Source organism: Pseudomonas sp. P7548, from assembly GCF_013386585.1.
GTDB lineage: Bacteria > Pseudomonadota > Gammaproteobacteria > Pseudomonadales > Pseudomonadaceae > Aquipseudomonas.
The window spans coordinates 1-475 of record NZ_JACARO010000187.1; the positions used below are offsets into that span (position 1 = coordinate 1).

The following is a 475-nucleotide window of genomic DNA, read 5'->3' on the forward strand; positions in this document are numbered from 1 at the left end:
GTGCCGGCGAGCAAGGCCGGCAGCGCGCTGTACTGCGGCACCGACAGCACCACATGGCGCTTGCGGCCGATCTCGGCCAGCCATTCATCGGCAAACCCGGACACGTTGGCGGTGTGGGACACCAGCACATGGGGGCGTGCGCAATATTCGTCGAGGGTCAGCGGGGTGTCTGAAGCGTCAGCGCGCAGCAAGCTGGGGCGGATATGCCGCAGCAACTTGCGCTTGGCATTGGCCGGCAGGCCACGCGTTTGGGTGATGCCGACGGTGATATCGCCCGAGGCCAGCAGGTCCGGGATTCGCCAGTAGTCGACGTGCTGCACCACAAACACCACCAGCGGTGCTTCCTGGCGCAAGGCCCGCAGCAACGGCGGCAGCAGGCCGAACTCGACGTCGTCGGACAGGCCGATGCGGAAGGTCATGGTGCTTTGGGTGGGGTCAAAATCGTGGGTCAGGCTCAAGGCCGACGAGAGGGAGT

General features: G+C 65.9%; 1 protein-coding gene. It reads right to left on the reverse strand.

The features are described 5' to 3' along the window. A partial coding sequence (locus HX803_RS32125) for a LysR substrate-binding domain-containing protein (RefSeq protein ID WP_256732992.1) occupies window positions 1-475 on the reverse strand: 475 nt, incomplete at both ends.